The following is a 6,575-nucleotide window of genomic DNA, read 5'->3' as shown; positions in this document are numbered from 1 at the left end:
TCTTAAATGTTACTTAAATCAAGAATTAACGTTGACGTTTTAGGTTGTTTAGTTTTCAAGGTTCAAGGTGTTTCTCAGTTGCATTGCTCTCTCAAGCGACCAATCTATCATAACATTTTGTCGATTGTTATGTCAACAACTTTTTTAAATTCTTTTTTGTTGTTGTAAAGCATATTAATCGTTCCTCAGAAGCGACATTTATCACTATATCACCCCTTTTCACAGTGGTCAATACTATTTATAAAAAAATGATATTTTTCTTTTTTGTTTCATATGCTTTAAAAACGGTCCCTTACATTGAGGAGGATTGGAATGCGAAATCATTTTTTCAAAAAAGGATACGAGACAGGCGTAATCCTCATTGTGGTTACACTTGCCATTTTGCTCTATCCCGCTCCAGACCAATCGTTTCGAGTTTCAGGCGTATGGCCTTCTCCAGGAATTCTTTATAAAGGCGAAAGTGGTATTGCATTAACATTTAATATTGAACTAGGTGATGAATCTGTCACCTGGCTGCTAAAAGAGCTTGAGAAAAATGATATTCGTAAAGCAACTTTTTTCCTCGATCCTTCCTGGGTCGACCGGCAAAGTGATCTAGTGAAGGATATCCATCTCGCTGGGTTCGACATCGGGATCTATGATCCGCATCCTTCTCGTTTTGATTCATTAACACCGAATGAGGTTTCAACACATTTACAAGAACTCCGGTCATTCTTTAAAGAAAATGGTTTAAATGTTGAATATTACCGCTCAAAAGGAAGCCTATCTTCTCCTTCTCTTATAAAGATTATGGCCCAAAATAATTTTATTGTTGTTGGACATCAAATGGATTGGAATGATATTAAAGATAAAAACCTCTCAGAAGTAAAGGGAGCTGTCGTGGAGTTGAATGTCCCAAATCGTCTTCAGGATATTAAAACGGAATGGGAGGGCTGGTTTGCCTCATTTGAATCGTCAAAGGAGACTAAACTTGTATCTTTAATTGAGTTGATGGCCTCCTCCGATAGTAAAATTCGATTATTAGAGTAAAAAACACGGAGGCGATAAGCCTTCCGTGTTTACGTTGTTGGAGTATTTTTTCGCTTGCTTGATTTGTTCTTCTCTGTTTTTGACGGTGATTGCTGCGCTTTCTTCCTCTCCAGTCGTGCCGATCGTTCTTCTTCAGAGCGTTTGTTGTATTTAGGAAGAGCCAGCATTTGAAACGCATTCGTCGCAAGCAGCGTGAACATAATCGTTATGAGCCAGTAGGTTTCGTTGGCACGAAGGACTGGAAGCCACTCAAGTGTTGTCACAACAACCATAAAGAAAAGAGCGGATGTAAACATTGATTTATTTGATTGTTTAGCTTTGAAATAAGCAACAATTAAGCCGATAACAAGGATAAATATCGCAAGTCCAATGTATGGTAAGAGTGAATCACCTTCATCAGCAAAACTTTGAAATCGAAAATAAACAAGATCAAATAATACAAAAATAACAAGGACTAGCTGAACCGCATTCCATAAAGATAGTGAGCGGAATATATTCACTCCAAATTGATGAATGGTTAAGTAAGCGAAATAACCCATTTGACTAATGACACTGAAGGTTATGCCGACCCCAATCATCCAGACAACAACTGAGATAACTTCAACAATATCTTGTCCGTTCAATAATGTAACGAGTTCATTCCAGCGGACAGTAATTCCGACAATCCCAGCTGTCACGCCTCCCACAAACATCGTAGCTATAAAAAATCGAATCCAGTATCGGATGGTCACGTTTTTATCCCCCATACGTTAATTTACACTTGGTCTCTTGATTGTACCAATCAGTGTTTGAAAAATCTATGAATACCGTGTGAACATGCATATTTCCAGCCCATTTGCAAACGCTAAGAACACACCTATTTCACACGGAGGTGACAAAATGACGAAAAGGCTATTTTATTTAAGTATTACCCTCATTTGCTTTCTTTCCGCGTGCGCTAATAACGAGGAATCCCATAGTTATGAGGAAACAAAGAAAATGATGGTCGATTTATTAAAAACAAACGAGGGAAAAGATGCATTAAAGGAACTGCTGGCTGATGAAGAGGTAAAGAAAGAGCTTGTGCTTGATCAGCAAGTTGTAAAAGAATCAATAGATAAAACCCTTCTCTCTGAAGACGGAAAAAAGTTTTGGGAAAACACATTTAAGGATCCATCATTTTCTGAGACACTTGCTAAAAGCATGCAGCAGCAGCATGAAGAACTAATTAAAGGATTAATGAAGGATCCAGAATATCAGGCAATGATGCTTACACTGCTCCAAGATCCCTCTATGCAGAAGCAGATACTGTCAATTATGAATAGCCAGGCCTACCGAGATGAAACGAAAAAACTAATGCTCGAGACGATGGAAAGCCCCATTATGAAAAAACAAATACAAGATTTATTATTACAAGCAGCACAAGAAATGGGACAACAGTCTGGAGATGGTGGTGGTGGCAGTTCGTCTGAAGGCGGCGGATCCAAAGATGAAGGTTCATCAGAAGAAGGCGGTGACGGGGGCGGCGGATCTTAACAAATTTGCTCAATAAAAAAGGAGGCCGAAGCCTCCTTTTTACGTGCGATCAATTACCTGCTGTGCGATGTCTGAATAGAGTTTTCCGAGACGGTGGTCTTCCCCATATACAGAAGGTGCAAAATCATTCTCATCCCAATCCGGCTGCTGCAGAGGAAGTTTTCCAAGCAGATCGGTGCGAAGTTCGTCCGCTAACTTCTCTCCTCCTCCTTGTCCAAATACATATTCACGTTCTCCCGTCTTTTTACTTTCATAAAAGGACATGTTCTCAACAACACCTAGAATTGTATGTTCTGTTTGGAGTGCCATAGCACCCGCTCTAGCTGCAACAAAGGCGGCTGTTGGATGGGGTGTGGTGACAATGATTTCTTTACTTGATGGAAGCATAGCATGGACATCAAGCGCGACGTCACCAGTCCCCGGCGGAAGGTCAAGCAGTAAATAATCAAGCTCTCCCCATTCTACTTCTGTAAAGAAGCTGTTCAGCATCTTCCCTAGCATTGGCCCGCGCCAAATAACCGGCGCATTATCTTCCACAAAAAATGCCATTGAGATGACTTTTACACCAAAGCGGTCCACTGGTATAATGCGTTCTCCACGCACAACAGGGCGTTTATTAATCCCCATCATATCCGGAACACTAAAACCGTATATATCCGCATCGATCAGGCCAACCTTTTTGCCAAGACGTGCAAGAGAAACAGCAAGATTAACGGAGACAGTAGACTTTCCTACTCCTCCTTTTCCGCTTGCCACGGCAATAAATTGAACTTTATTTGTTGGCGAAAGCAAATTGTTCTCTACAGCATCTCCGGCTGTTCCTCGGAATTGCTCAAGCGCTTCTGGCGGTAATTCCGTAAATCGTATACCGACTGATTGTGCTCCCGCTTTTTTCAACGCATCGACAACAGCCATTTGAAGCTGCATTTGTTCAGCAGTACCTGTTTTGGCAAGTGCAATTTTCACACTGACATGCTGCTTTTCTTCTTTTATGCTTACTTCCACAATACCGCCTGTTTCAGCAATTGATGTATGTAAGATTGGATCTTTCATGGAACCAATCAATTCGTGCACTTGTTGTTCTGTAATCACCTTAGACACCCCTTCATTGAATTCGTTTACATCCTATGTCAGTATAACATAGGCGAAAAGATAAGTCTGTGAAAGGGGTCTGTATCTTACTTCTATTCTAAATCTTCTGGAAGATCTTCTTCGTTTGAATAATGACGTAAAATACCAAGATAGATGGCTGCAGCAATTTGTTGCTGATACTCCTCCTGCAATAACCAATAACGCTCCTCTGGATTTGAAAGAAATCCTGCTTCCACCAACACACCAGGTGTATTTGCATGACTCAGTACATAAATGCCATCAATCGTCTTCGCTTTTCGATTGTTTTCTGGCAGATGGCGAACTAGCTCGTGTTGAATAAAGCGGGCAATGCGCTTATTGTCATCATGGTAGGTGGTATAAAAGGTTTGCGCCCCGCTCCACTGGGTTTGAGGAATCGCATTGAGATGAATGCTTATAAAGAGATCGTTTTTTGGGTCATTTAATAGGTCTAGCCTTTTTTTCAAATCTTCTCTTTTACGGTCTCGTAACCCTGTTGTACTTTCATCAGCGAGATCTTTATCCGTTTCTCTCGTCATCCTTACAATTGCCCCTTGTTCTTCAAGATAAGCACGAAGGTTATTTGCTATACGGAGTGTCAGATGCTTCTCCAGTATCGTTTCAACTGCCGCCCCTCCATCTGCTCCTCCGTGTCCAGGATCTAGGACAATAATCTTTCCAGACAGCGGCATCTTCCATTCCTCAATTGCATTTATCACCAACCGATCAATTCTAAAACTGAACACCAAGATCATCCCTAAAATGAACGCAAGCAAGAATATCTTTTTTTTCAACTGTCGCTCCCCTGCCTCCACTCATTGATGCATCAGTATATGCTCGTCGTGAAAAGAGTAGAAGAGTAGAAAAGCAGAGGCGGCTTGCTTAGTCCCGACAAGCATAAAAACGGGTGCTCTGGTTGACGTTCCGAGTTGGTTATCGAAGCTCAAAAATTTTATCCGAGATTCGGGACTTTTGACTCATTATGTGAAGCTCGCAATAAATTTCCTTCCTCCACTCTACTTGCATCAATCCCTCAAAACGACAAAAAAATCCTCAGCCACAAGGGCTGAGGATTTTTGAAAGGACGATGAAGTCCAGATTAACGTTTTGAGAACTGAGGTGCACGACGAGCGCCTTTAAGACCTGGCTTCTTACGCTCTTTCATACGAGAGTCACGAGTTAGAAGACCTGCACTCTTAAGTGATGCACGGAACTCTGGGTCTGCTTGAAGCAATGCACGAGAAATACCGTGACGGATTGCGCCAGCTTGTCCAGTGTATCCTCCACCATTAACGTTAACTAAAACGTTGTAGCTACCAATAGTTTCAGTGATAGCAAGCGGTTGTTTAATTACTTCGCGTAGTGCTGCGAACGGGATGTAGTTTTCAACTTCGCGTCCGTTGATAACGATTTGTCCGTCGCCAGGTACGAGGCGTACACGGGCTACAGAACTTTTACGACGACCTGTTCCAATATATTGAACTTGTGCCAAGATAATAACCTCCTCTTAAAATTAATTAACCGCGAAGCTCGTAAGCAACTGGTTGTTGTGCTTGGTGTGGATGTTCTGGTCCAGCAAATACGTGAAGCTTCTTGAAGATTTGACGACCAAGAGAATTCTTTGGAAGCATACCTTTGATAGAAAGTTCAAGCATTTTTGTTGGATAATTAGTGCGCATTTCAAGCGCAGTACGCTGTTTCAAACCACCTGGGTGTAAGCTGTGACGGTAGTAAATCTTGTCAGTTAGCTTTTTACCTGTAAGTTCGATTTTTTCAGCATTGATGATAATTACATGATCACCAGTGTCAACGTTTGGTGTAAATGTTGCTTTATGTTTACCACGCAAGATAGACGCAACTTCGCTGGAAAGACGTCCAAGAGTCTTGCCTGCTGCGTCGATCACGAGCCATTGACGTTCTACTTCGTGACCTTTTGCCATGAATGTTGTACGCATGAGTTACCCTCCTAAAATGTAAATTACTATTATTGTTTATTGCTACTGTTTCACAAGCCGTATTTATACGCAACACAGATAAGTTCCGGGGCTTATCGTGGGGATGAAATACATACCATATGCTATAATATAACGTCTACGGTACTCTGTCAAGAGAATGTCACACCAGGTTGAGTTGTTTTACTAATTTTTTTTGTAAAATATTTATTTATACTTCTTTGTAATCGACTTGCCATAAATAAAGACCATGTGCAGGAGCTGTTTTGCCTGCACGGTTACGATCTTTTGCTGCCAGCATATCAGGAATATCCTCCGGTTTAAAGCGTCCGTACCCTACCCCAAGTAAGGTCCCAATCATGATGCGAACCATATTATATAAAAACCCATTGCCTTTTACGGAAAAAATCCATTCTTCTCCTTGTTCAACAATATCAAATCGTTCGATCGTCCTGGTTCGATCAGCGACCTCTGTTTTGATTGAACAAAAACTCGTAAAATCATGTGTGCCGACAAAATACTGTGCGGCTTCCTGCATTAAAGCAATATTCAACGGCCTCGATTCATAAAAAGCATAATTACGGCGAAACGGGCTCCTGTGCTGTCCCCTGTTTAAGTGATATCGATATTCCTTTGCCACTACTGAAAAACGGGCATGGAAGGTATCAGCGGACATCGCAGCAGCCTCCAGCACGACAACATCGTGTGGCAGCCGTTGATTAAGGACGGTCGGCCACTTTTCATCAGGTATATGAAAATCCGTGTCAAAATGGATCACCTGCCCGACTGCATGCACACCCGAGTCTGTACGCCCGCTCGCAGAAACGAACGTTGGTACGCCCTTATGAATTTTTTTCAGCGCGCGCTCAAGCTCAAGTTGAACCGTACGCATGCCTGGCTGCACCTGGTAGCCAGCAAACCCTGAGCCGTCATATGATACGACACATTTTATTCGCGGCATATACGGTC

Annotated in this window: 8 protein-coding genes; 2 read left to right on the top strand and 6 right to left on the bottom strand. The window is 41.9% G+C overall.

Features of this window, described 5'->3' with window-relative positions:
* Positions 1-312 precede the first annotated feature (312 nt).
* Positions 313-1,029 (top strand): polysaccharide deacetylase family protein, encoded by a 717-nt coding sequence (locus tag KP78_RS18390; protein WP_052474425.1) that lies wholly within the window; start codon positions 313-315, stop codon positions 1,027-1,029.
* A gap of 29 nt (positions 1,030-1,058) precedes the next feature.
* On the opposite strand, the gene KP78_RS00810 is transcribed toward KP78_RS18390, so the two are convergent.
* Entirely contained in the window at positions 1,059-1,760 is a 702-nt protein-coding gene (locus KP78_RS00810; protein ID WP_041085493.1) for a KinB-signaling pathway activation protein, read from the bottom strand.
* 148 nt (positions 1,761-1,908) lie between these two features.
* Here KP78_RS00810 and gerD point away from each other — a divergent pair, with 148 nt between their 5' ends.
* On the top strand, positions 1,909-2,544 hold the full coding sequence (gerD, locus tag KP78_RS00805) for a spore germination lipoprotein GerD (protein WP_041085491.1): 636 nt from the start codon (positions 1,909-1,911) through the stop codon (positions 2,542-2,544).
* Positions 2,545-2,583: 39 nt separating this feature from the next.
* Here gerD and KP78_RS00800 read toward each other — a convergent pair whose 3' ends face one another.
* From KP78_RS00800 to truA, 5 genes are all read right to left on the bottom strand, one after another.
* Entirely contained in the window at positions 2,584-3,636 is a 1,053-nt protein-coding gene (locus tag KP78_RS00800; RefSeq protein ID WP_041085489.1) for a P-loop NTPase, read from the bottom strand.
* A 92-nt stretch (positions 3,637-3,728) separates the two neighbouring features.
* On the bottom strand, positions 3,729-4,448 hold the full coding sequence (gene cwlD, locus KP78_RS00795; RefSeq protein ID WP_041085487.1) for an N-acetylmuramoyl-L-alanine amidase CwlD: 720 nt from the start codon (positions 4,446-4,448) through the stop codon (positions 3,729-3,731).
* A 305-nt stretch (positions 4,449-4,753) separates the two neighbouring features.
* Positions 4,754-5,146 carry a 30S ribosomal protein S9 gene (gene rpsI / locus KP78_RS00790; RefSeq protein WP_041085485.1) on the bottom strand — a complete coding sequence of 131 codons (393 nt, stop codon included), beginning with the start codon at positions 5,144-5,146 and terminating at the stop codon, positions 4,754-4,756.
* Between the two features lie 25 nt (positions 5,147-5,171).
* A complete protein-coding gene (gene rplM / locus KP78_RS00785; RefSeq protein WP_041085483.1) occupies positions 5,172-5,609 on the bottom strand; it encodes a 50S ribosomal protein L13 in 438 nt (145 codons plus the stop codon).
* A gap of 208 nt (positions 5,610-5,817) precedes the next feature.
* Complete coding sequence (truA, locus tag KP78_RS00780) at positions 5,818-6,567, bottom strand: tRNA pseudouridine(38-40) synthase TruA (RefSeq protein ID WP_041085481.1); 750 nt, start codon at positions 6,565-6,567, stop codon at positions 5,818-5,820.
* Between the last annotated feature and the right edge of the window lie 8 nt (positions 6,568-6,575).

It is taken from the genome of Jeotgalibacillus soli, assembly GCF_000829435.1.
GTDB lineage: Bacteria > Bacillota > Bacilli > Bacillales > Jeotgalibacillaceae > Jeotgalibacillus > Jeotgalibacillus soli.
Note: the sequence above shows the minus strand (reverse complement) of the source record. Positions and strands in the feature narration are given on the sequence as shown.